Below are 23,903 nucleotides of genomic sequence, written 5' to 3'. Positions count from 1 at the left end.
GTGGTATCCGCCGAATCGGTAATCGTAGTGACCGCAGGCGCAGTGCTCGGTACCAGGTTTTCGAAGTTGCCGCCGGTTGCACCAGTAATGGTGGTGCTGACAGTGCTGCCGTTGTTGTAGACGTCGTTGGCCGGGGTATCCACAGCCACGGTGCCGCTAGTCTGGCCGGCAGCGATGGTGATGACCGAGCCATTGCTCAAGGTCACGGTCACCGGCGTCTGGGCCGGATTGGTCAAGGTGGCGGTGTAGGTGATCTGACCGCCTTCGGTGACGGTGTTGCCCGCGCTCAGGGTGACGGTGGTGGTGTCGACGGTGTCGGTGATCTGGGTCACGGCCGGCGTGGTGGGCACGGTCACGGCGATGCCGGTGCCGCCGGTGGTGCCAGTGACGGTCACGCTGATTTGGGTGGCGTCGTTATAGACGGTGTCATTCGGCGCCAGCGGTACGTTGACGCTGCCGGTCGTTTGTCCGGCGGGAATGACGATGACGGCGCCATTGGACAGGGTCACGGTCAGCGCGGTCTGAGGCGCTTGGGTGACAGTGGCGGTGTACACCAGCACGCCGCCGGCCTCGGTCAGGGTCGGCGTGGCGCTCAGTGTCATCGTCGCATTGAGCACGGCGTTGGCGGACGTATTCGTGGTATCGCCACCCAGGATGTTGTTGTCGGTGGCGGCTGCCGCAGCGAGACCTTCCGTTGGGAAACCGACGGTAGGGTCGACGCTGCCGGCGGTGGCATCCAGCACCACAAAGCTGTGGCCGCCACCAGCGGCACCCCCGGTACCTGCGGCAGTGGCGCCGGCAGCGGTGGCTTCCAAGGCGGTAGTCGGGTCGGCGCCCGCGGCGATGGCTTGTTGCAGCTCTTCTACGGACGGCGCGGCCTGTGCAGTGGCTTGTGCCAGGTCTGTGGACGAGTCCGGGGCATTGGCGCTCCATTGGGTATCGCGACCCAGGTCCAGAGTGCGGCCATCGGCCAATTCCAATGTGACGGCGCCGGCCGGCCCGGTGTCCAACTGGTCGCCTGTGTAGAGGCGATCGCCTTCAATGAGTACGCGACGGATGCCCTCTGGGGATACGACGAAAACCTGACCAACAATGCTTTTGACGACGGCAATAACACTGCTCATTGAAGACTCTCCGGGTGCCACGTTCAGTAGACTTCCATGGACCCGGGGGCCTCTGAGCCTCGGCGGTCTGGACGTTCTCTTTAACTAAGTAAGGTTGTTTTGACGTTTTGCTGTGTCAATAATTTGGCTGTTGAATTTCGATTTATTTGTTGATGCCAAACTATTGACCTTATGTCGGCCATCCTAAACAATCGCTTCAGTAATGTCACATTGATATTTAAGCGGCGACCTGTCCTTTCGGTGCTTGATCCAGTTCTTGTTTCGAACTTTCCGACATACGGTCATTCCGGTTGCCATCATCCGATGCAGCGCCACGTTTCGCTGTGATTCAAGACAAGAGTTTCAGGAAAAAAACCACCATGCGTTCGCACTTGTTCATGGCTTTGCCCTTCGCCCTCGCCGCAAATTTCGTACAAGCACAAACCTTGCCGCAAGCCATGCAACAGGCCTTGGATGTCCATCCGGAAATCCAGGCCGGAGTGAACAGCCGGTTGGCGGCTGATTACCAACTCAAGGCGGCCAAGGGCGGCTACCTGCCTAGGGTGGACCTTGCAGCCGGGTATGGCCGTGAAGGCACCGACAGCGTCACTACCCGGTCGGGCAGCAACAACCATTGGGAAACCCTGAACCGCAGCGAGTCGAGCCTGCGCCTGTCACAAATGGTTTTTGACGGTTTTGCGACGTCCAGCGAAGTGGGGCGTCAACAAGCCACCGTCAATGCCCGTGCCTACTCATTACTGGATGCCTCCGAGCGCACCGGTTTGACGGTGGCCCAGGTCTATCTGGACGTGTTGACCCGTCGTGAGTTCGTGCGCCTGGCCGAGGAAAACCTCAAGAGCCACGAGCGCATCTTCGACCAGATCAAGCTGCGCACCTCCCGTGGCGTGGGCAGCGGCGCCGACCTGGACCAGGCCGAAGCGCGCATGGCCCAGGCCCGCAACAACCTGATCACCGAACAGACCAACCTGGCTGATGCCGAGACCAACTACCTCAGCGCTGTGGGCCAACTGCCTGATCAACTGGAGCGTCCTGCCGATTTTCTGGCGCTATTGCCGGCCAACCTGACCGAAGCCCGCGCTCAGATGCTGGAAAACAGCCCGGTACTGCGTTCGGCCGAAGCCGACATCGCGGCCGCCGAGCAACAGTACGAAGCCGCCAAATCGAGTTTCTACCCACGCTTCGACGCCGAACTGGGCCGCACGGCCGACAACGACCTGGACGGCCAGAACGGCCACAACAACGAGTGGCAGGCCATGCTGCGCATGCGTTTCAACCTGTATGCCGGTGGCAGCAACAAGGCCGACCTGGAATCCAAGTCGTACCTGTCCAACCAGGCCCTGGACATCCGCAATAACGCGCTGCGCCAGTTGAACGAAGAGCTGGGCCTGGCCTGGAACGCCTTGAACAACGCCAACGCTCAAGTCCCGATCGCTCAGCAATATGTGGATCGCAGCACCAGCGTGCGCACCGCCTACCAGAAGCAGTTCAGCCTTGGCGAGCGGACCCTGCTCGACTTGCTCGACAGCGAAAACGAGCTGTTCAGCGCTTCCCGTCGCCTGGCGGAAATCAAGAATGTGCAGTTGTTCACCCAGTACCGGATCAAGGCAACCATGGGCCAACTGTTGAAAAGCCAGGGTGTGGTCGCACCGTTGGCATCGGTTGTGCAGAACGACGTGAAACCCAAGGTTCAGTTGCCTGGGATGAATTGAGTCCTACCACCCGTTTTAATCAGTCAGAGTGCCGAGCGTGGAATCAGAAGTCAGTCCAGTCGAACTAGTTCATGACCCGCGCACGCTGCACGACGACCCGCTGCTGGACGGTCTGCTGGCGCTCTGCATGCTGCACCAGAAGCCGGCCAGCGCAGCGATGCTCACCACGGGCCTGCCACTGCCCAAGCAACGGCTGAGCGTCGAATTATTGTCGCGCGCGGCGGCTCGTGCCGGTCTGCAAGGCCGGGTGCTGCAACGCAAGCTCGAGCAGATTCCGACCATCGCCATGCCGGCCCTGTTGCTGCTCAAAGACGGCCGCAGCGCCGTGCTGCTGGGCTGGGTCGGTGACGACCAGGCGCGGCTGCTGCTCAGCGAAAGCGACGGCGGTGAGGTGACCGTCAGCCGCGAACTGCTGGCCGATGACTACAGTGGCAAGGTGTTCTTCGCCCAACCGCAGCATAAATTTGACGTCAACCATGGCACGCTCATTCCCCGGGCGCGTTCGTGGTTTCGCGACACCCTCAAGCGGTCCCGCTGGCTGTACGCCGATGCCATCGCCGCGAGCCTGCTGATCAACATCATCGCCATGGCCGCGCCATTGTTCGTGATGAACGTCTACGACCGCGTCGTGCCGAACCAGGCCGAATCGACCCTGTGGGTGCTGGCCGTGGGCATCACCGGCGCCTATGTGTTCGACCTGATCCTCAAGATGCTGCGCAGCCTGTGCCTGGACCTGGCGGGCAAGAAAACCGACCTGATCATCTCGGCGACGTTGTTCGAGCGCATCGTCGGCATGTCCATGAAGTACCGCCCGGCCCGGGTCGGCAGCTTTGCCCAGAATATCCATGAGTTCCAGAGCCTGCGAGACTTCCTCGCCTCGTTGACCCTCACCAGCCTGATCGACCTGCCGTTCACGTTGCTGATTTTCCTGGTCATTGCAATCCTCGGCGGGCACCTGGTGTGGATCCCGGTGCTGGCCTTCCCCATTGCCCTGTTGATCGGCTACGCGTTGCAGAAGCCCCTGGTGGCGACGATGGAGCGCACCATGGCCCTGGGCGCCGAACGTCAGTCCAGCCTGATCGAAACCCTGGCGGGCCTCGATGCGGTGAAGGTCAACAACGCCGAGAGCGAGCGCCAGTACCAGTGGGAACAGACCATCGGCACCCTCAGCCGCCTCGAGTTGCGGGTGAAGATGCTGTCCGGCCTGGCGATGAACATCACCTTGCTGATCCAGCAATTGGCTGGCGTGATCATGATTATCTTCGGCGTCTACCAGATCATCGCCGGTAACCTGAGCATGGGCGGGTTGATCGCCTGCTACATGCTCAGCGGCCGCGCCCTCAGCCCGCTGGCGTCGCTGTCGGGCCTGTTGACCCGTTACCAGCAGGCGCGGGTGACCATGACCTCGGTCGACCAGATGATGGAGTTGCCGCAAGAGCGCAATTTCGAAGAGCGTCCGCTGAGCCGCAAGGTACTGCAGGGCGCCATTGAATGCCGTCAGTTGAACTTCACCTACCCGAACCAGCAGAACGCCGCGCTGAAAAACATCAACCTGGTGATCAAGCCCGGCGAGAAAATCGGCATCATCGGTCGCAGCGGTTCGGGTAAAAGCTCGCTCGCCAAATTGCTGGTGGGCCTGTATCAGCCTGACGACGGTGCCTTGCTGGTGGACGGCGTGGACATCCGCCAGATCGACGTCAGCGAGTTGCGCTACAACATTGGCTACGTGCCCCAGGACATCCAACTGCTGGCCGGCACCCTGCGGGACAACCTGACCTCCGGCGCCCGTTACGTCGAAGACGAACTGGTGCTCCAGGCCGCCGAGTTGGCGGGCGTGCACGAATTCGCTCGCCTGCATCCCCAAGGCTATGAACTGCAAGTCGGCGAGCGCGGGCAGAACCTGTCCGGTGGCCAGCGCCAGAACGTCGCACTGGCCCGCGCGCTGTTGCTCAACCCGCCCATCCTGCTGCTGGACGAACCCACCAGCGCCATGGACAACACCGGTGAAGAACGCTTGAAACAGCGCCTGGCCGCCGTGGTGGAAAACAAGACCGTGTTGTTGGTGACGCACCGGGCATCCTTGCTGTCGCTGGTGGATCGCCTGCTGGTGATCGACCGTGGACAGATCCTCGCCGATGGCCCGAAAGCCGCTGTCATGGAAGCGTTGAAGAAGGGGCAGATCAGTGTTGCTTAAGTCAGGTTTAAAGGGCGGGGTGGGCCGCTATTTCAAAGGTTCCGACTCGCTGCACGGTCAACCGCTGCCCGAGGTCAACAAAGCCCTGATCGAAGACGCTCCCCGGGTGGTGCGTTTGACGATCTGGGGCATCATCGGCTTCTTTGTATTCCTGATGCTGTGGGCCAACTTCGCCGAGATCGACGAAGTGACCAAGGGCGACGGCAAGGCGATCCCATCGTCCAAGATCCAGAAAATCCAAAACCTGGAAGGCGGCATCGTCGCTGAGCTGTTCGTCAAGGAAGGGCAGATTGTTGAAGCCGGCGCGTCGTTGATTCGTCTGGACGACACGCGGTTTGTCTCCAACGTCGGCGAAACCGAGGCTGATCGGCTGTCCATGTTGTTGCGGGTCGAGCGCTTGAGCGCCGAGGTCGATGACCGGCCGCTGAACTTCCCGGCCGATGTGCTCAAGGCGGTGCCGGGCCAGGCGGCCAGCGAAGAGTCGTTGTACATCAGCCGCCGCCAGCAGCTGCACGATGAAATCGGCGGCTTGCAGGAGCAGTTGATCCAGCGCCAGCAGGAACTGCGCGAGTTCGTGTCCAAGCAGGCGCAGTACCGCTCCGGCCTGGCGCTGCAACGCCAGGAAATCAACATGTCCGAGCCGCTGGTGGCCCAGGGTGCGGTGTCGCCGGTGGAAGTGCTGCGGCTCAAGCGCGCCGAAGTCGAGACCCGTGGGCAACTGGACGCCACGACGCTGGCGATCCCCCGCGCCGAATCGGCGATCAAGGAAGTGCAGCGCAAGATCGACGAGACCCGCGGCAAGTTCCGCAGCGAAGCCCTGACCCAGCTCAACGAAGCCCGCACCGACCTGAACAAGGCCCAGGCCACCGGCAAGGCCCTGGAAGACCGGGTGAGCCGGACCCTGGTGACGTCGCCGGTACGCGGCATTGTCAATAAATTGCTGGTGAACACTATCGGCGGCGTGATCCAGCCCGGCAGCGACCTGGTGGAAATCGTGCCGCTGGACGACACCATTCTGGTGGAAGCGAAAATCCGTCCCCAGGACATCGCCTTCCTGCACCCCGGCCAGGACGCCACGGTGAAATTCACCGCGTACGACTACACCATCTACGGCGGGATGAAAGCCAAGCTGGAACAGATCGGCGCCGACACCATCACCGATGAAGACAAGAAAACCACTTACTACATCATCAAGCTGCGCACCGAACGCAGCCACCTGGGCACCGATGAAAAACCGCTGCTGATCATCCCGGGGATGGTGGCGTCGGTGGACATCATCACCGGCAAGAAAACCGTGCTCAGCTACCTGCTCAAGCCCATCATCAAGGCCCGGTCCGAGGCGTTGCACGAGCGGTAGTGTTCAAGCCTGTGTCCTCCATAACCGCCCATCGGTGGCTGGATAGCTTTGTGATGCTAGCTCTTCAGCTAACCCCCTGTGGGAGCGAGCTTGCTCGCGATGGCGGTGGGTCAGCGACAAATAGGTGTCTGACCAGGTGTCATCGCGAGCCAGCTCGCTCCCACAGTTTCTACCACCTGAGTTAAACGCCATATCGTTATTCGTTAACGGTATTTAAATTTAAATTCTTATAGCTTTAAAGTCATCTCCCTGCGTACCTGCCGACCAATCGGCGCGCCGCACGACACAAACCAACACGGTAACCCCCGTGAGTTTTTGATCGACTGCGCGCCCATTGAAGCGCGCCGTGCGTGGGAGTGATGTATGCCAGCCGTCTCTTTTTCTCCAGATTCAAATGCCGCGACCATCGCGCCGCAGTCGTTCGCAATCCTCCCGTTTCGCGATGCCGTCGGCGCCGAGATCGTCGGGCTGGACCTGTCCCGGCCCATCAACGACCAGGATTTCGCCCGCATCCATCGCGCACACCTGGACTATCACGTCGTGGTGTTCCGCGACCAGCGCATCACCCCCGAACAGCACATCGCCTTCAGCCGCCGTTTTGGCGTGCTGCAAATCCATGTGCTCAAGCAGTTCCTGCTGGCCGGGCATCCGGAAATCCTCATCGTTTCCAACATCATCGAAAACGGCCAATCCATCGGCCTGGGCGATGCAGGCAAGTTCTGGCATTCGGACCTTTCCTATAAGGAACTGCCCAGCCTCGGCTCGATGCTCCACGCCCAGGAACTGCCGAGCGAAGGCGGCGATACATTGTTCGCCGACATGCACAAGGCCTGGGACGGTTTGCCCGAAACGCTGCGTAAAGCGGTCGAGGGCCGTTCGGCGGCGCATTCCTACACTGCGCGCTACAGCGAAACCAAATTCGAAGGCAACTGGCGCCCGACGTTGACGCCGGAGCAACTGGCCCAAGTGGCCGAAGTCGTGCACCCCATCGTCCGCACCCACCCGGAAACCGGGCGCAAGGCGTTGTTCGTCAGCGAGGGGTTCACCACCCGCATCGTCGGCCTGCCGGAGGACGAAAGCAAAGCCATCCTGACGGAGCTGTATGCCCACAGCGTGTTGCCTCAAAACATCTATCGCCATCAATGGCAGCCCCATGACTTGGTGTTCTGGGACAACCGCTCGCTGATCCACTTGGCCGCCGGTTGCCCGAGCCATCTGCGCCGCAAGCTGTATCGCACCACCATCCAGGGCGACGCCCCTTTCTGATCGGCTGCGCCTCGCGCCAAGAGCCCGGAGAATCACCATGTCCAAACGCATTGCTTTTGCACCGCTGGCCGCTGCCATCGGCCTGGGCTTCAGTTTGCTGGCCGGCAGTCTGATCGCGCCGGCCAGCGCCCACGCCGAGGGCGAGATTCGGATCGCCGAGCAGTTCGGCATCGTTTACCTGTTGCTGAACGTGGTCCGCGACCAGCAATTGATCGAGAAGCACGGCAAGGAGGAGGGCATCGACATCAAGGTCGATTGGACCCAACTGTCCGGCGGGGCGGCTGTCAACGATGCATTGCTGTCGGGTTCCATCGACATTGCCGGAGCCGGCGTCGGGCCGTTGCTGACGATCTGGGACCGCACCCGTGGCAAGCAGAACGTCAAGGCCGTGGCCTCCTTGGGCAACTTTCCCTATTACCTGTTGAGCAACAACCCCAACGTCAAGACCATTGCCGATTTCACCGAGAAGGACCGCATCGCGGTGCCCGCGGTGGGCGTTTCGGTGCAGTCGCGTTTCCTGCAATACGCCGCCGCGAAGCAGTGGGGTGACAAGGACTTCAATCGTCTCGACAAGTACACCTTGGCCGTCCCGCACCCGGACGCCACCTCGGCTTTGATTGCCGGCGGCACCGAGTTGACCGGGCATTTCTCCAACCCGCCGTTCCAGGATCAGGCCTTGCAAAACCCCAACGTGCACGTGGTGCTCAACTCCTATGACGTGCTCGGGCCGAACTCACCCACGGTGCTGTTCGCCACTGAGAAATTCCGCGATGAAAACCCGAAGACCTACAAGGCGTTCGTCGAGGCGCTGACCGAAGCGGCCGAGTTCGCCCAAAACGATAAAGGTGCGGCGGCGGACACCTACCTGCGGGTGACCAAGGCCAAGATCGACCGGGCGACCTTGCTGAAAATCATCGACAACCCGCAGATCGAATTCACCGTCACCCCGAAAAACACCTACCCGCTGGCCGAGTTCCTTTACCGCGTCGGCGCGATCAAGAACAAGCCAGCGTCATGGGAAGACTATTTCTTTCAGGACGCCAAACCGTTGCAGGGGAGCTGATTGTCATGAACGCGCTTTTGCAAGGCCACGCGGCCAGCAACCCCACCCGCACCGACACGGCATTGTTGTCGGTGGATAACGTCAGCCTGGAATACCGCACCCCACAGCGGGTGGTGCGGGCCACCCACCAAGTGAGTTTCGAGGTCGACCCTGGGGACCGTTTTGTTTTGCTTGGCCCGTCCGGGTGCGGCAAGTCCACCTTGCTCAAGGCCATTGGTGGCTTCATCACGCCGTGCGAAGGCGAGATTCGCTTGCAAGGCCAAACCGTCAACGCGCCGGGACCGGACCGGATCGTAGTATTCCAGGAGTTCGATCAACTGCCACCGTGGAAAACCGTCAAGCAAAACGTGATGTTCGCGCTGCTGGCGTCTGGCACCCTCAAGCGTCGCGAGGCTGAGGAGCGGGCGCTGCATTACCTGGACAAGGTTGGCCTGGCGGCGTTTGCCGATGCCTACCCTCACACGTTGTCCGGTGGCATGAAAGCGCGCGTCGCGATTGCCCGGGCGTTGGCGATGCAGCCGAAAATCCTCTTGATGGACGAGCCCTTCGCCGCCCTCGATGCCCTGACCCGACGCAAGATGCAGGAAGAACTGCTGCTGCTCTGGGAAGAGGTGCGTTTCACGCTGTTGTTCGTCACCCACTCCATCGAGGAAGCGTTGGTGGTGGGCAATCGCATCCTGCTGTTATCGCCGCATCCAGGAAGGGTCCGGGCGGAAATCCACAGTCATCAATACGATCTGCACAGCCTCGGCGGCGTGGGATTCCAGCACACGGCGCGGCGGATTCATGGCTTGCTGTTCAATGAAGGTCAGCCGCCTGAAATCGAGCGTGAGCTGGATTTCACTGACGTCCGTATCGCGTATTAAGGGGAGCCTTTCATGAGCCAGTTATCGCCTGCGCGCGAAGAGTACGAAGTCGACCTGCAACCCCTGACCCACGTGCCATTGGAGCGGGAGTTGCCCTTGGGCCAGCGCCTTTGGCAACAGGGGTGGCTGCGCAAAAGTTTGATCCTGTTGTTGTTGGCAGTGGTGTGGGAGGGCGTGGCGCGTTACCAGAACAACGACCTGCTGCTGCCGAGCTTCTTGCAGACCGCCAGCGCTTTGTACGACGGTTTGCTCACCGGCGAGCTGTTGGGCAAGGTGTGGATTTCCCTGGTGGTGCTGCTCAAGGGCTATCTACTGGGCATCGTCCTGGCGTTCGGCCTGACCACCTTGGCGGTGTCGACGCAGTTGGGCCGCGACCTGCTCAGCACGTTGACGTCGATGTTCAACCCGCTGCCGGCCATCGCCCTGTTGCCGTTGGCGCTGCTGTGGTTTGGCCTGGGGCAGAACAGCCTGATTTTCGTGCTGGTGCATTCGGTACTGTGGGCGCTGGCGTTGAACATGTACGCGGGGTTTCTCGGTGTGTCGGAAACGCTGCGCATGGCCGGGCGCAACTACGGGCTGCGGGGCCTGCGTTTTGTGCTGTTCATCCTGATCCCGGCGGCGCTGCCGTCGATTCTCGCCGGGCTGAAAATCGGCTGGGCCTTCGCCTGGCGCACCCTGATCGCCGCCGAACTGGTCTTCGGCGCCACCAGCGGCAAGGGCGGCCTGGGCTGGTACATCTTCCAGAACCGCAACGAGCTGTACACCGACAAGGTGTTTGCCGGGTTGGCGGTGGTGATTTTGATTGGGTTGTTGGTGGAGAACCTGGTGTTCGACAGTTTGGAACGGGTGACGGTGAAGCGTTGGGGGATGCAGCGCTAATCGGTGGGGTGAATGCAGTCTGTGGCTTTAGGTGTCTGGGCTGACGCCTTCGCGAGCAAGCCCGTTCCCAGTTGATCGATGTTGATCTCAATATTTCGGGTCGACAAAGATCCAGTGTGGGAGCGGGCTTGCTCGCGAAAGCGGTTTTCAATCCACCACAGGAATGTCAGCCCGAAGCCTGAACCTCAAGCCGATCCATCGCCCGCTCCACCAATAAATGCACGCCATCAGCCATGCGGCTGATCGCCAGGATGACACTGCGACGACTACCTTCAACGTCATCCGCCAGGTCGGCGGCGATGGCGCTGATGGACAGCAGGTCTTCGGAGGCATTGGCCAGCAGGGTTTCGGTGTCGATGTCCGGGGTGACCATGAAGAGGTGGGATGCTTGGGTTTTGCCCGAGGCTTCGTCGGTTGGTTTGGGGTTGAGGTAGTAGTCGAGGGCGCGTTGGGCGGCTTCGTCGAGTGTGCTGGAATCCGGGGTTTCGGTGCGGGTTTCAGGTGAGGATTGTGGAGGGTTGGGCGTGGGTTTGAACATAGTTTGGGCTTCCTATTCAATTATGAACCGCCCTGGCTCGCTTGCACGCGATGTAAGGGTGGCAGCTATGTGAGGGTGTGCAAGACCGAGTAAACAACGCCCAAAAACTCGGTAGACCCGAAGGTCTCCCCCCACACAGCCGCCATAAAATACGAGCACGAGTGCTCGATAAATGGCTGGTGGCATTTCTTGGGCGTTTTTTAACGGACTTGCACGTCCGTGTCACCGTTTTTTCAGTGACAAACCCAGACTAGCGGTGAGCCCCAAGCCGGACAAGTTCACCAACATCGCTACAACTTGAAGGAAATCTTCTAGGACCTGGCTGTACGAGTGCACCCAATCCAAATAGCCAGATAAAGCCTCCTCCTTTTCCATTAGACTTGCGACCCTCCAGCAAGCCTTCAGGACACGGAATGCCAGTCCCTCAAAGCACCCTTCGCAAAGCCTTGGTCAATTGGCTGTACGCCGCCGCCCTGATGCATCTGCTTGCCGGCATCACCCTGAGTTGGGCAGGCCATTCGGGCTTGCTCGATGGCTACCTGCAAAACATCGAACAAACCTTCTGGGGCGCCGCCGTGGCACCCGCGACGGCCAGCGCGCAGCAGGTCTGGTGGCTGGCCTTGTTCGGCGCCACGTTGCAAAGCTACGCGCTGTACATGCTCGCCCTTGTGCACATCGGCAATCGATTGAAGGGCGCCATGCCCTGGGGCTGGATGATCGCCGGCATTCTGCTCTGGGCGCCCCAGGACATGCTGATTTCCGCCCAGGCGCGGGTCTGGTCGCACTTGTGGCTCGACAGTCTCGCGCTGCTGCTGTTACTGCCGCCGCTGTTCTGGCTCTATCGCCACGACCGCCGTACCTCCCTGACTGACCACGCGCCGAGTGATGCAAACCATGCCTGACTTTTCCCTGCTGGACTGGGCCATCACGCTGTTGATCGCCCAGGCGATCCTGGGCGCGCTGGATACCCTGTATCACCACGAACTCACCGTCGCCTTGCCCTATCGTCACAGCGCCCGCCTGGAACTCTCCATCCACGCCCTGCGCTCGTGCTTCTACGGGATCCTGTTCCTGGGCATGGCGCACCTGGCTTTCCAGGGGGCGTGGGCGATTGTCATTGGCTTGCTGTTCGCGCTGGAGATCGGCCTGACGCTCTGGGATTTTGTGGTCGAGGACCGCAGCCGCAAGCTGCCCGCCATCGAGCGCATCATGCACACGGTGTTGGCGGTCAACGGCGGGGCGTTCTTCGCGCTGTACGGGGTGCAACTGGCGCAGTGGGCGAGTTTGCCCACCGGCCTGAGCGGGATCGATCTGGGTTGGCGAGGCTGGCTGCTGACCTTGTTCGCCGTCGGCGTGACTGCCTCGGGTATTCGTGACGGGTTGGCGGCGCTACGCATGCAACGTCAAGGCAAACCGGCCAACCCATTCGCGGGCGGTGCCTATAAGCGCGTGCTGGTGACGGGGGGGACCGGGTTTATCGGCGAAGCCTTGGTCAATCAACTGCTCGATGCCGGGCACACGGTCAGCGTGCTGGCTCGCGATCCGTTGAAAGCGGCCTATTTGTTCGACGGCCGCGCCCGGTGCCTGCGTTCGCTGGGCCAACTGGGCCATGACGAAACCTTCGACGTCGTGATCAACCTGGCGGGCGCCCCGGTGGCCGGGCCGCGCTGGAGCCCTACACGTCAGGCGCAACTCATTGCCAGCCGGGTCAATACCACCGAAGCCTTGATGACCTGGTTGAAAAACGCCCGACACAAACCGGCGTTGTGGATACAGGCCTCGGCCGTCGGTTTTTATGGCGTGCGCGACGCCAGCGAAAGCCTCGATGAAAGCGCCACCCGGGGCGATGGTTTCATGGCTGAGCTCTGTGTGCGTTGGGAGGCCTCGGCCCGGCCCGCCACGGAGTTGGGCGTGCGCCAGGTGGTGATGCGCCTGGGCGTGGTGTTCGGCCCGGGTGGTGCATTGCTGCCGCTGCTGATTCCGTTTCGCCTGGGGTTCGGCGGGCGGATGGGCGACGGTCGGCAAATCATGAGTTGGGTGCACCGCGACGATGTCATCCAAGTGATCGCCCGTGCTTTCGATGACGAAAGCCTGAGCGGCACCTACAACCTGGTGGCACCGGAAACCGTCAGTCAGGCGCTGTTCGCCGAGCGCGTGGGCAAGGTACTCAAGCGTCCGGTGTGGTTCCACATTCCTGCCGCGCCGGTGCGCGCCTTGGCAGGCGAGATGGCCCAGTTGTTTTTCGACGGCCAGCGCGTGGTGCCCAATCGTCTCGTCGAGGCCGGTTATACCTTCCGTTACCCGACCCTCGACGCAGCCCTGCGCGACCTGGCCTGAGGACCGTCCATGAGCAAGCCCCGGATGTACCTGTTGGCCGGCAACGGTAGCGCCGCCGATTGGTGGGACGACGCGGTGCCGCATTTTCAACACCACGACGTGGTGCCGCTGGAACTGCCCGGCTTCGGCAACAACCCTCAGGCCCCCTGCGAGGACCTGGCGGCCTACGCGCAAGCGTTGCTGGCGGCGACGGTCAAGGGCAGCGCGATCATGGCGGTGGGGGTGAGTGCGTTGCTGGTGCTGCATGCGCTGCAACGCCAGCCGGGGCACTTCTGCCGCAGCGTGTTGCTGGCGCCGGTGGGCGCGTTTTTGTGGCAGCGACGATTGCCGGCGTTGATGTCGCCGCTGCCGATTCGCAAGACCATCCATTGGCTGCTCTCGAACAAGCCGACGCTGTTCGCCCACAAATTCTCCCGCCAGACCTGGACGCCCGCGCACTACCAGCGCATGGGCGCCGGCTATGCCCGTTGCCGCGCCTTTGTGCCGCTCTGGGATCAGCTGCGTGCGGACACTGCGTTGCCACTGCTGGAATGGATCACCGACCCGGTCGAGCTGGTGTGGGGCGATCAGGACAAAGTGCTAGGTGTCGCCCAAGCGGCGGCCTGGTCGGCCATTCTGGCCCGTGCCGATCTGACCATCAGCCTGAAACCCGGCTGGGGTCACTACCCATGGATCGACGCGCCGGCCGAGTTCGCCGCATGGCTGGAGTCGGGCGAGCGTGGGTTCGTCGCGCACACCAAGGGCGGTCGTTTGCGTCTGGCGGCATTGGCTGGGCAGCCGGTGCCTGCGGCGCTGACGCTCAACGACTGCAATGATCCGCGCTTGCCGAACTTTCTGAAGAGCCAGGCGGACGCTATCTGGGCCGTGCGTTCCTCCAGTTATGGCGAAGATCAGGCCGACGCGGCGAATGCCGGCCTGAGCACCACGTTCCTGCGTGAACCGACGCACAACGTGCCAGTGCGCATTGCCGAGTTGACGGCTGCGGGTGTCGAGGAAGTGGTGGTCCAGCGTTTCATCACGCCACGGCTGTCGGGGATCGCCTTCGTGCGCCATTTGGCGGTAGAACTGGAGTGGGTCGAAGGTCACCTGGAGTCGTTGGCCGATGGTCAGGCGAGCCCCGAGCGGGCGATCATTTCCCGCCTCGGTGGGTCGTGGAGCGGCGGCACATTCAACCCCGCCCATGACCTGGCCGAAGACGTGCTGTGGCGTTTCCTGCAAGGCGTGCTGCGGGTCTTCCACTACGTGCCCGGCGACGTTGAATGGGCCTGGGACGGCACCCAGCTGTGGCTGCTGCAATACCGACCGATCAGCGACTACGGCTGGCGCCGCCACCTGACCGCTGCCAACATCGCCGAGATCCTGCCGCCGCAACCCAGCGCCTTGGTGGAGTACGCCCAGCGCCGTGCGGCGGCGAGCATCCCGGCGATCATGGCGCGTTGGGATTCGCGGGTGCTGCAGGACAATGAGCCGTTCACGGCGGTGTTTGGCGGTGCTTCGTATATCAACAATGACCTGTTTCTCGCCCGGCTGGCCGACTGGGGCATCAGCGCCAGCAGCTATGCCGGCGAGGTCGGCGGCGCGACACCGCATCTGCCTTGGCGGCCACTGCGCCTGTTGCGCTCGCTGCCGTTGTTTCTGCGCATGCAACGCATCGCCCGCGGGCATTTGCTGACGTTGGAAAACGGCTTGCGGCGTTTTGACCGAGAGCTGCACGACCTGAGCGGACAAGGTGCCGACGGCCAGCAATTGGCCGACTGGTTCACCCGCTTCTACGTGTTCGTGGTGCAGGGCAACCTGTGCATCGCCAGCGCCTTGGCCAGCAGCGGCGGCGACCTGTTGGGTCGCCCTCCGACCGCCTATGACGACCTTGAACACAGCCCCCATCGCCTGCCATGGGAGACCGATCCGGCGACGCCACGCCCAGCACTGACCGAGTTGCCGTTGCAGGCCTTCCCAGAATGGCCCCTGGCGATTCGCCTGGCTCATGCGGCCGGCCTGCCGGGCTTGCGTGGCTACTACCTGCAAGTGCGCGAATGGTATCGCGATAACCTGATGCGGATGTTCTTTCGCCTGCACCACGCCATGCCGATGGCTGACCGAGCACATTGGTTCGCGCCGCACCCGGACATCCGCACCCGCGATGGCAGCTTCTGGCAGGACGGTCGTGAAGGCACCGAGCAGGCCAGCGGCTTCATGATTTATCCGGGGCAGGCCCAGGGAATTCTGGGTGAGGACATTCTGCTTGAGGACACGTTGGACCCTGGTCGCCATGCACACTATCAAAGCGCCCGGGCCGTGATTGCGCGAATGGGTGGGCGTTTGTCCCACGGTTCGACGTTGCTGCGTGAGTTGCGCAAACCCTCGGCGGTGTTGCCGCAGGTGGATGTGGGTTGGTTGGGGCGTGAGGTGGTGTATTGCGATGGGGAGCTGAGGTTGGTTACTACCAATAATCCGGCTTGATGGCGGGGGCTTTGTGCGTGGGCACTCGGTTGGGGAATTGGTGGGATTGGAGTTCGTCGCAAGTGACAACGCGGCGTATCCAGTGGGCGTGCTGCTTTAACGAACCTGGAGACGGACGATTCAGCTCAGCTCGATGAGGAAGAATAACGCCAACGGTTGTTTCGGGAAAATCCTCCCGCAACGCTCTCAAAGCGGGAGTCATATCGGTGTCGCTGGATACAAGGACCAATTGCTCCACCCGTTCATGATTCTCCAGCGTCGTTTGCTTTGCAGCGGCTCGGTACATGCTGATTGCTATGTGAACGTCCGTCTCTTTTTCCTCCAGCTTCCAGATGCGACTTTGTCCTCTCGAGAGGCTTTTGTCTTTCTGTCAACGAAACGAGGGGCTTTGGCAGGTTCAAGTTGATGATGACCGTAATGGACACGGATATGGGTGGTCTTCAGGGCGCGGATATAAGAATCTTGCGCTCCTTTTGATACTCGACCCCGGGTGGCCAGTGATGGTTTGACCAAGGAGGTGAAGTAATCAACTGAGGCAGTTGTGCTGTGCGGGTTTTCGATATGCGCGATGTGTGACAACAGGCTTCGCAAATCCAGCCATTTGTAAGGTGTGTCTGCGAGCAGTCCATAGAACAGGTTATAGCCGTCAACAAAAAATGCGGTGCGCACAAACTTGATCCCCATAAACGAAAAAACCGGCCTAAGCCGGTTTTTTCACCCCAACAGCCAGAGAACTGAATCTCTGCGTACGGGGTTGAGTAGGGCCATCCTAAGTTGAGCGTGTCATAACGTCAACCGTTGGCTGGATTCTCTCTCGTCACCGGCGCAACAGTGTTGAGCGTATGCATGGTGGAAGGTCAAATCCATTCTTTGCTTGATCTGTCAGCGTTTGTTACGAAATAGAGCCTCTCTTAGAGCAACGGTAGAAATCCATCACCGAAAACCATTTTCCAACGAATGGAAATTCTCAATACTTTGTAGGATTTGATGTCCGTACATATCAGGAAAAAACTGAGCGTTTTTTTGTCCCCTCTTCGACCTTTTTGAAACAAGAGTTTTCTCACTCCTGACGGCTACTCCCTTGACGCCCCCCACCGCTGTCGTAGACTCCGCCCATCCGTCAGGGAGTAACGGCATGGGACGTTTGAGTAGTTGGGTTGTGGGATTGACCTTTGTAACGTGCGGCGTGCAGGCGCAAACGCCTGTCGCGGACGATCCTCTGCTGGAAAGCGGCGTCACGGCCAGTGCACCGAGTGGCAACGAGGCACGTGGGGTGCTTCGGGCGCGAGACCAGGCGGTGCTGGCCAGCGAGTTGGCCGGGCGCATCGTCGAGTTGCCGTTCAGCGAGGGCGAGTCGTTCAAGAAGGGCGATACCTTGGCGCGGTTCGATTGCTCGGCCTATCAGGCCCAGCTCAACGCGGCCCAGGCGGCAAGCCGGGGGGCCAGTGAAGAGCTGGCGCATAACCGGCAACTGGCGGCCCTGAAGTCGGTCGGACGTTTTGAAGTGTCACGGGCCGAAGCCCGGCTCAATGAAACCCAGGCTCAATCCCAGGTGTACCAGGTTCAGGTCAAGCGTTGCAGTGTCGTTGCACCCTTCGACGGGCAAGTGGTGGCGCGCAAGGTCCAGCGCTATGAAAGCGTGGCGGCCGGCGCGCCGTTGCTCGATGTGGTGGACAACCGTACCCTGGAGATTCACCTGTTGGTGCCGTCGCGCTGGATGGACCGGCTCAAGCCTGGCCAGCCCTTTACCTTCATCCCCGATGAAACCGGCAAGCCATTGCAAGCGACGGTCAAGCGCCTGGGCGCGCGTATCGACGAGGGCAGCCAGACCCTGTTGCTGGTGGCGAGCGTGCCGGATGCCAGCGGCCTGCTGTCGGGCATGAGCGGTACGGCGCGTTTCGCGGAGCCCAAGTGAACGCGCCGGTATCGGGCAACGCCGAGCAGGTGTTTGCCCGCTTCCTTGACCTTGAACGCCAGACCCGGGCCGCACGAACGCCGGCACAACTGAGCTACAGTCTGGTCAACGACGGCCAGGCCCTGTTCGGCTTTCGTCATGCCGCGTTGTTGATCGCCGGCAAGGTCCAGGCGGTGACCGGCGTCAGTACCGTGGAGCCGAATGCGCCATTCGTGGCATTTGTCGAGCAGGCGGTGGCGCAGCTATTCAAACAGGGCCTGTTGAATCAGGCTCGGGTGATCGCCGCCGATGGGGTGAGCGAATCCATCCGGGCGGACTGGCAAAGTCTGTCCGCCGGGCAAGTGTTCTGGCTGCCGTTGATCGATCATCAGGGTCAGGTATTTGGCGGTTTGTGGCTGGCCCGCGACCTGCCCTGGACCGCTGCCGAGCAAGTACTGTTATCGCAACTGGGCGACACTTACAGTCATGCCTGGTTGGCCTTGCAACCGCGCAAACCGTGGCGCTTGCGCTGGACCCGCAAACGCCAGGTCGCGCTGCTGGCGTTGCTGTTGCTGGGATTGCTGATCCCGGTGCGCCAGTCCGTGTTGGCCCCGGCCGAAGTGGTGCCATTAGGCGGGCAAGTGGTGGCGGCGCCGTTGGATGGGGTGATCGCCGAGTTCCTGGTCAAGCCCAACCAGACCGTCAAGAACGGCGACCTGCTGCTGCGTTTCGAAAGCACCAGCCTCAAGGCCCAGGCCGATGTGGCCGAGCGTGCGTTGGGCGTGGCCGAGGCCGAACTCAAGGCCAATTCCCAGCGTTCGTTTGCCGACGCTGAATCCAGTTCGAAGATTGACCTGCTGGCCGCCCGCGTCGAACAGAAACGCGCCGAGCGCAACTACGCACTTGAACTGCTCAAGCGCAGCGAAGTACGCGCCGAGCGCGACGGCATCGCGGTGTTCGCCGACGCCGAGCGCTGGCTCGGCAAGCCGGTGCAGACCGGCGAGCGACTGATGGAAATCGCCGATCCGAACCAGGCCGAGTTGCGTATTGAATTGGCGGTGGGCGACGCGATAGCCCTGGAGCCCGGTGCGCAAGTGGCGTTGTTCCTCGACAGCGATCCCTTGCAGCGGCACCTGGCCTGGCTCGAGCGCTCGGCCTATGAAGCGCAGCCTACCGCCGCCGGACAGTTGGCGTATCGGTTGGACGCGCGTTTCGATGCCACGGCGCCGCGCATCGGCCTGCGGGGCACGGCGAAGGTCTTTGGCGAGCGCGCGCCGCTGGCGTTGTACCTGCTGCGTCGGCCACTGGCCGGCCTGCGCCAGAGCGTAGGCTTGTAGCATGGACTTACCGAGCCTGCGGCCGGACCTGCAATTGTCCGTGGCGGCACCGGACCCGGACGGCTCGCCGCAATGGACCTTGGCCGATCCGGTGCGTGGGCGCTATTTCAAGCTTGGCGCGGCAGCAATGCGCATGTTGCGGCACTGGTCACTGGGCGATCCGGAGCAGGTGCTGCAAGCCGCAAACCGCGAGCCGGGCCTGCCGCTCAATGGCGAGTCGCTGGAGCAACTGCTGGGCTTCTTGCGCGGCCATGATCTGATCAGCGCGATGGACCCACAGCAGCGCGACAGTTACCTCTTCAAGACCGCCGCGCAACGCCAGAGCCTGTGGCAGATCCTGCTGCATCAATACCTGTTTTTTCGCATACCGCTGTGGCGCCCGGACGCCTTTCTCAATCGGGCCTGGCCCTGGTTGGCGCGGTTCGGCCCCGGGATCCTGCGCTATGGCCTGCCGCTGACCCTGGGCCTCGGCATCTTTCTGGTATCGCGGGATTGGCAGCGCTTCATCGCGACGTTTCCGCACCTGTTCAGCCTGGGCGGTGCGCTGGCCTTCGGGACGGCGTTGCTCTTCGCCAAGCTGTGTCATGAGTTCGGCCATGCCTTCATGGCCAAGCGCGCTGGCTGTCGTGTGCAAAGCATGGGCGTGGCGTTCATGGTGCTGTTGCCGATGTTCTACACCGACGTCAGCGACGCCTGGCGGATCAACGATCGTCGCGCACGGTTGCTGATCGGTGCCGGCGGGGTCCTGGCCGAATTGCTGCTGGCGTGCATCGCGCTGCTGGCCTGGTCGCTGCTGCCCGACGGGCCGGCACGCACCGCGGCGTTCATGCTGGCCAGCGCCACCTGGATCACCACGCTGATCATCAACTTGAACCCTTTCATGCGTTTTGACGGGTATTTCCTGCTCAGTGATTTCTGGGCGGTGGATAACCTTCAGGGGCGTGCGTTCGCCCTGTGCCGCTGGCGCCTGCGCGAAGCCTTGTTCGGTTATGGCGCGGCGGCGCCGGAACCCTGGTCGCCGAAGATGCGCCGGCGTTTGCTGGTCTGGGGATACGGCTCCTGGCTGTGGCGGGCGCTGTTGTTTTTCGGGATTGCCCTGGCGGTCTATCACCTGTTCTTCAAGGTGCTGGGCATTTTTCTGATGATGGTGGAATTGGTGTGGTTCATTTTTATGCCCATCGTGAGTGAGTGGCGGCAATGGTGGAGTCGCCGTGAGCAAGCCCGCGGTGGACGGATGCTCCTGAGCGGCCTGGTGTTGCTGGCGTTGCTTTTGCTGTTGCTGTTGCCCTGGCGCAGCGCGGTGGAAGTGCCGGCCATGCTTGAGGCCGGGCGGGCCAGTGCCTTGCATGCGCCAGTGGCGGCAAGGGTCAAGCAGGTGAATGTGCACGACGGCCAAACCGTGGCCCAGGGCGAAGTATTGATTGAACTGGAATCGCCGGACATGGCCTCGCGCCTGGCCATCGTGCGCCGGGAAATCCAGATCCAGCAGTTGCAGATGCGCCGTCAGGCCGGGCGCAGCGAAACCGCCGCCGATGCCGGCATCGTCGAACAGCAACTGGCCGAAGCGGTGGCCGAGTACCGGGGCCTGGTGGCCCAGCGCGAACGCCTGTTGTTGCGTGCGCCCCATGCCGGCCAGGTGCGCGATTTGTTGCCGCAACTGTCGGTAGGGCGCTGGCTGTCGCCGACGCAGGTGCTGGCGCGGGTGGTGCAGACCGATTCGCGGTTGCGCGGCTACCTCACCGAAGCCGAGCTTTGGCGGGTCGGGCCGGGCGCCACGGGACGGTTCATCGCGGACGATCCGATGCACACGTCGATTGCCGTGCAGTTGAATGAAATCGATACCAACGGCGTGGCCTGGGTCGAACAACAAGCGTTGACGTCCGACCACCATGGGCCGATTGCGGTGCGTCGCGATTCGCAGCAACGGGCCGAGCCGGTGCAGGCCCAATACGGTGTGCGCCTGAGTGCGGTGGACGACACGTCCGCTCCGGTGCAGCCGCTGCGTGGCGTGGCGGTGTTGCAGGGCAAGGGCGAGTCGGTGTTGGGAGCGGCCTGGCGACGGTTGGCGGCGTTGGGTGTCAGGGAAAGCGGGTTCTAATCCTAGGGAGCAAGCATGGATTCAGTGGCGGCAGAGGGGTTGGTGGTGCGTCCATCGCGGGTCAGCGATGGTCCGTTCCTGCAGGGCCTGTACCAGGCGGCGCGGCCGGACCTGCAATGGATCGACGGCGACCCCGAACAGGTGCAGCAGGTGATTGCCCAGCAGTACCAGGTGCAGGAGCGAGGGTTGGGCGAGAACTTCCCCGACGCCATGCATTACGTCGTGGAAAAGCTCGGCACCGCGATCGGCGCCTTGAGCACGGATTTCGGCCCCAATGAAATTCGCGTGCTGTACCTGGCCTTCATTCCCCAGGCGCGTGGGCAGGGGTACGGCCGGGCGGTGTTGCAAGGGGTGCAGAAAGCCGCGCAACAGATCCGCTGCCCGGTGGCGACGGTGGTCTGGGCCAGCAACCCCCATGCACGCCGGCACTACCTGGCGCTGGGTTTCGAAGTGCAAGAGCGCAACCCGGCGGCGGAGCGGTTGGTCTGGTATCCGAAAGGCAACTGAGCGGTCTTTCAGAACACATCACATCCCCTGTGGGAGCGGGCTTGCTCGCGAAGGCGGCGTGTCAGTAGACAAATTTGTTACTGCCGCACCGCCTTCGCGAGCAAGCCCGCTCCCACAATGGATTTGTTGTGGATTCAAGTTTTGGGCGATTAGTTAAACGCGATGTAGAAATATCCCAACGCCGGATCCCGTCCCATGGGCGGTATCCGTGACACGAACACCCCCTCGATCTTGCCCAGTTCCGGCACCTCCAGCCCGCAGAGACCGTCCACGAACGCAGTGCTTTCCAGGCTGTTGAACTCGACGCTGAAGGGCATGCGCTCGGTGCTCGGCATCTTCGCCCGAGGTGTTTCTTCAAGGGTTTCGAAGCGTACCGGCAGGCAACTGCCGTCAGGCAGGGTCAGGCTGCCGGTCTGGCCCAGCAGCGGTTGGAAATGGCGGCTATGAACCTGTTGCAGCATGTCGATACTCCAAAAGGCCGGAGGACCGCAGCCCTCCGGCGGTTCATCAGTTACGGGACGGGAAGTAGCCTTGAAGGGCGATGCTGAAGTTGATGGCCAGGAAGGGGTTCATGACGGCCAAAGGCATTCCGTTGCCCGCGGGGGAAATCGTGCCGCTGACGGTCGTACTTACACCTTGCAGCGGTACGGGCGAGGCACCGATCTGGTCGGAATAGATCGCCGCCGAGCCTGGCCCGGTGCCCGAGGTGCCGATGAATGAGTTGGTGGCCGTGGGAGTGTTCACTGGATTGCTGGCCGGGTTCGCCAGTTGCAGGGTGGTCGAGGCGGTGACGCCCGTGAGGGTGTGGGTGTGGCTGGGCAGGTTGTTCAGCGTCGGGGTGACGTTTTCAGTGCCGGAGACCTCGCCGATGACGCGCGGGGTCAGGCCCAGGCCGTTGCCTTGGCCCAAGGGTAGGCGGCCTTGCAGATTGGGAAGCATGAAGGTGGTCTGGCCATTGCCTCCGTACGTCACGCCGATCAAGGCGAACAAGGTCTGGTATTGAGAAAGGGAAAGCGTCTGCCCGTTGCACAGGGCCCAGTCCCTGGGTGCAAAGTTAAAGGCGAATGACTGGATCGTGCCGATGAATACTTCCATAGATTCCTCATCCTTCAGGTGATTGGTTTCGCAATGCCCGGCGCGTAAAGGACAAGAGTGCGATCAGCCCGACTCCTTCATTCCCTGGCCTGGTCACGCACGGCTGAGCGTAGACCGGGATGTTTGATTTTGCCGAGCGAAACGGGTGGAAAGTGTCGCGAAATGGCTTAATCGTTTCAGGTTTACCGAGCGTTTCTACCGTCCATCTTTTTTACAGCCTGGGGTGAATCTGATATCAAAGTACTACTAGGCGAAGCTTGTTTCCTCGGCTACGCTTGGGCGATACGAAGGGACTACAAAACAGGTGAAGGGATTGCCGCAGTTTCACTTTATTTCCGGTTTACCGCGCTCAGGCTCGACCCTGCTTTCTGCCATTTTGTTGCAGAACCCGCGCTTTCATGCCGGCATGACCAGTCCCGTCGGTTCGCTGTTCAGCAGCGTCCTGCAGCAATGCAGCGCCGGCAGCGAGTTCGGTTCGGTGATCGACACCGACCTGCGCCGCCGCCTGTTGCGCGGTCTCTTCGACTCCTACTACGCCGACAAAGCCAATAAACCGGTCATCTTCGACACCAATCGCCAATGGTGTGCCCGCTTGCCTGCCCTGCAGGACCTGTTCCCCCAGGCCAAGACCATCGCTTGCGTGCGCAACGTCGCCTGGATCCTCGACAGCCTGGAGCGCCTTTATCGCGCCAATCCGTTCGAGAACACCAAACTGTTCAATGACGATGACGAGCGCAACACCGTCTACAGCCGCTGCGAAACTCTGGCCCAGCGCAATCGCCTGGTGGGGCTTGCCTGGACGGCGCTCAAAGAGGCCTATTACGGCGAGAACGCCGAGTCGCTGCTGGTCGTTGACTACGACCTGCTGAGCCAGGCCCCCGAACGGGTCATGCGCCTGGTGTACGAGTTCATCGGCGAGCCCTGGTTCGAACACGATTTCAATCACTTGACCTACGACGCACCGGCCTTCGACCAGGCCCTGGGCGTTGCCGGCCTGCACAAGGTCAAGCCCAAGGTCGCTCCGCAAGCCCGGCGGACCTTGTTGCCGCCGGATCTGTTTGAAAAGTATGCCGAGTTGTCGTTCTGGCGCGATGGGTCCGCAAGCGCCGCCAATGTCATTCGTATGAAATCCGACGCCGCCGTCAGCTGACTGCGGTTTTTTCATTTGCGTTCAAGAAG

At 61.8% G+C, this 23,903-nt stretch carries 19 protein-coding genes and 1 pseudogene; 15 read left to right on the top strand and 5 right to left on the bottom strand.

Annotation, left to right across the window (positions count from 1 at the left end):
• The coding region (locus BT125_RS19235) for a retention module-containing protein (protein WP_139271760.1) at positions 1 to 1,124 on the bottom strand (1,124 nt) is incomplete at its 3' end.
• Positions 1,125 to 1,483: 359 nt separating this feature from the next.
• On the opposite strand from BT125_RS19235, the gene BT125_RS19230 reads away from it, so the two are divergent.
• The 7 genes from BT125_RS19230 to BT125_RS19200 all read left to right on the top strand — a co-directional run bounded on the left by BT125_RS19230 (position 1,484) and on the right by BT125_RS19200 (position 10,458).
• Entirely contained in the window at positions 1,484 to 2,833 is a 1,350-nt protein-coding gene (locus BT125_RS19230) for a TolC family outer membrane protein (RefSeq protein ID WP_072409316.1), read from the top strand.
• A gap of 37 nt (positions 2,834 to 2,870) precedes the next feature.
• A complete protein-coding gene (locus BT125_RS19225; protein WP_072409329.1) occupies positions 2,871 to 5,027 on the top strand; it encodes a type I secretion system permease/ATPase in 2,157 nt (718 codons plus the stop codon).
• Positions 5,017 to 6,384 carry an HlyD family type I secretion periplasmic adaptor subunit gene (locus BT125_RS19220; RefSeq protein ID WP_072409314.1) on the top strand — a complete coding sequence of 456 codons (1,368 nt, stop codon included), beginning with the start codon at positions 5,017 to 5,019 and terminating at the stop codon, positions 6,382 to 6,384. Before BT125_RS19225 ends, BT125_RS19220 begins: the two co-directional genes overlap by 11 nt.
• Positions 6,385 to 6,747: 363 nt before the next feature.
• Entirely contained in the window at positions 6,748 to 7,650 is a 903-nt protein-coding gene (locus BT125_RS19215; RefSeq protein WP_072409312.1) for a TauD/TfdA dioxygenase family protein, read from the top strand.
• 37 nt (positions 7,651 to 7,687) lie between these two features.
• Positions 7,688 to 8,713 (top strand): ABC transporter substrate-binding protein, encoded by a 1,026-nt coding sequence (locus BT125_RS19210; RefSeq protein ID WP_072409310.1) that lies wholly within the window; start codon positions 7,688 to 7,690, stop codon positions 8,711 to 8,713.
• Positions 8,714 to 8,718: 5 nt separating this feature from the next.
• Positions 8,719 to 9,579, top strand: coding sequence for an ABC transporter ATP-binding protein (locus tag BT125_RS19205; protein WP_072409308.1), 861 nt, complete (start codon positions 8,719 to 8,721; stop codon positions 9,577 to 9,579).
• 12 nt (positions 9,580 to 9,591) lie between these two features.
• Positions 9,592 to 10,458: an ABC transporter permease gene (locus BT125_RS19200; protein ID WP_072409306.1), complete on the top strand. Its 867-nt coding sequence runs from the start codon at positions 9,592 to 9,594 to the stop codon at positions 10,456 to 10,458.
• Between the two features lie 166 nt (positions 10,459 to 10,624).
• Here the strand turns inward: BT125_RS19200 and BT125_RS19195 are convergent, their stop codons facing one another.
• Positions 10,625 to 10,996 (bottom strand): DUF6124 family protein, encoded by a 372-nt coding sequence (locus tag BT125_RS19195; RefSeq protein WP_072409304.1) that lies wholly within the window; start codon positions 10,994 to 10,996, stop codon positions 10,625 to 10,627.
• Between the two features lie 413 nt (positions 10,997 to 11,409).
• On the opposite strand from BT125_RS19195, the gene BT125_RS19190 reads away from it, so the two are divergent.
• The 3 genes from BT125_RS19190 to BT125_RS19180 are packed head-to-tail and all read left to right on the top strand — an operon-like array spanning position 11,410 to position 15,793.
• Positions 11,410 to 11,898, top strand: a complete 489-nt coding sequence (locus BT125_RS19190; RefSeq protein ID WP_072409302.1) for a cell division protein — start codon at positions 11,410 to 11,412, stop codon at positions 11,896 to 11,898.
• Complete coding sequence (locus tag BT125_RS19185) at positions 11,891 to 13,333, top strand: TIGR01777 family oxidoreductase (protein ID WP_072409300.1); 1,443 nt, start codon at positions 11,891 to 11,893, stop codon at positions 13,331 to 13,333. Before BT125_RS19190 ends, BT125_RS19185 begins: the two co-directional genes overlap by 8 nt.
• Before the next feature lie 9 nt (positions 13,334 to 13,342).
• On the top strand, positions 13,343 to 15,793 hold the full coding sequence (locus BT125_RS19180; RefSeq protein ID WP_072409299.1) for an alpha/beta hydrolase: 2,451 nt from the start codon (positions 13,343 to 13,345) through the stop codon (positions 15,791 to 15,793).
• Here BT125_RS19180 and BT125_RS19175 read toward each other — a convergent pair.
• A pseudogene (locus BT125_RS19175) lies at positions 15,774 to 16,462 on the bottom strand (NYN domain-containing protein). The gene BT125_RS19180 and the pseudogene BT125_RS19175 sit on opposite strands and share 20 nt — an antisense overlap.
• Before the next feature lie 466 nt (positions 16,463 to 16,928).
• Here BT125_RS19175 and BT125_RS19170 point away from each other — a divergent pair.
• Genes BT125_RS19170 through BT125_RS19155 form a run of 4 tightly spaced genes read left to right on the top strand, consistent with a single transcriptional unit; the run spans position 16,929 to position 21,629 of the window.
• Positions 16,929 to 17,708, top strand: a complete 780-nt coding sequence (locus tag BT125_RS19170) for an efflux RND transporter periplasmic adaptor subunit (RefSeq protein WP_072409297.1) — start codon at positions 16,929 to 16,931, stop codon at positions 17,706 to 17,708.
• Complete coding sequence (locus tag BT125_RS19165) at positions 17,705 to 19,024, top strand: efflux RND transporter periplasmic adaptor subunit (protein WP_072409295.1); 1,320 nt, start codon at positions 17,705 to 17,707, stop codon at positions 19,022 to 19,024. Before BT125_RS19170 ends, BT125_RS19165 begins: the two co-directional genes overlap by 4 nt.
• 1 nt (position 19,025) lies before the next feature.
• Positions 19,026 to 21,122 carry a site-2 protease family protein gene (locus BT125_RS19160; protein WP_072409293.1) on the top strand — a complete coding sequence of 699 codons (2,097 nt, stop codon included), beginning with the start codon at positions 19,026 to 19,028 and terminating at the stop codon, positions 21,120 to 21,122.
• 15 nt (positions 21,123 to 21,137) lie between these two features.
• Positions 21,138 to 21,629 carry a GNAT family N-acetyltransferase gene (locus tag BT125_RS19155; protein WP_072409291.1) on the top strand — a complete coding sequence of 164 codons (492 nt, stop codon included), beginning with the start codon at positions 21,138 to 21,140 and terminating at the stop codon, positions 21,627 to 21,629.
• Between the two features lie 149 nt (positions 21,630 to 21,778).
• On the opposite strand, the gene BT125_RS19150 is transcribed toward BT125_RS19155, so the two are convergent.
• Together BT125_RS19150 and BT125_RS19145 are read right to left on the bottom strand one after the other, a co-directional pair.
• The gene (locus tag BT125_RS19150; RefSeq protein ID WP_072409289.1) at positions 21,779 to 22,090 is read right to left on the bottom strand and encodes a DUF6916 family protein; all 312 of its coding nucleotides are present in this window, start codon (positions 22,088 to 22,090) and stop codon (positions 21,779 to 21,781) included.
• Positions 22,091 to 22,136: 46 nt separating this feature from the next.
• A complete protein-coding gene (locus BT125_RS19145; protein WP_072409287.1) occupies positions 22,137 to 22,724 on the bottom strand; it encodes a phage tail protein in 588 nt (195 codons plus the stop codon).
• A 304-nt stretch (positions 22,725 to 23,028) separates the two neighbouring features.
• On the opposite strand from BT125_RS19145, the gene BT125_RS19140 reads away from it, so the two are divergent.
• A complete protein-coding gene (locus BT125_RS19140; RefSeq protein WP_072409285.1) occupies positions 23,029 to 23,874 on the top strand; it encodes a sulfotransferase family protein in 846 nt (281 codons plus the stop codon).
• Positions 23,875 to 23,903 lie beyond the last annotated feature (29 nt).

It is taken from the genome of Pseudomonas sp. NFACC04-2 (assembly GCF_900119265.1).
GTDB classification, from domain to species: domain Bacteria; phylum Pseudomonadota; class Gammaproteobacteria; order Pseudomonadales; family Pseudomonadaceae; genus Aquipseudomonas; species Aquipseudomonas fluorescens_AA.
This window is presented reverse-complemented; position numbering and strand designations above follow the sequence as displayed.